This window comes from Mycobacterium arosiense ATCC BAA-1401 = DSM 45069, from assembly GCF_002086125.1.
Taxonomy (GTDB): Bacteria; Actinomycetota; Actinomycetes; order Mycobacteriales; family Mycobacteriaceae; genus Mycobacterium; species Mycobacterium arosiense.
In genome coordinates this window covers 1-254 of sequence record NZ_MVHG01000339.1, presented here as the reverse complement: position 1 = coordinate 254, position 254 = coordinate 1, and the positions used below count along the sequence as shown (strand labels likewise).

Below are 254 nucleotides of genomic sequence, written 5' to 3'. Positions count from 1 at the left end.
CTTGTCCTCGATCCGCACCACCTCGTAGCCGGGCGTGTCGGTGGGCACGATGAACGCGCTGATGCCGCGCTTTCCGGCATCCGGATCGGTGACCGCGAAGACGATCACCATCCCCGCGTGGCTGCCCGAAGTGATGAACTGCTTGGCACCGTTCAGCACGTAGTGGTCACCGTCGCGGCGGGCGCGGGTCTTCAGGAAGCTCGCGTCGGAACCGGCCTGCGGCTCGGTCAGGGCGAAGGCGCCGAGCATCGAAC

Annotated in this window: 1 protein-coding gene; it reads right to left on the bottom strand. The window is 67.3% G+C overall.

Annotation, left to right across the window (positions count from 1 at the left end; translation table 11 throughout):
- The coding region (locus BST14_RS32115; protein ID WP_211280860.1) for an acyl-CoA dehydrogenase family protein at positions 1–254 on the bottom strand (254 nt) is incomplete at both ends.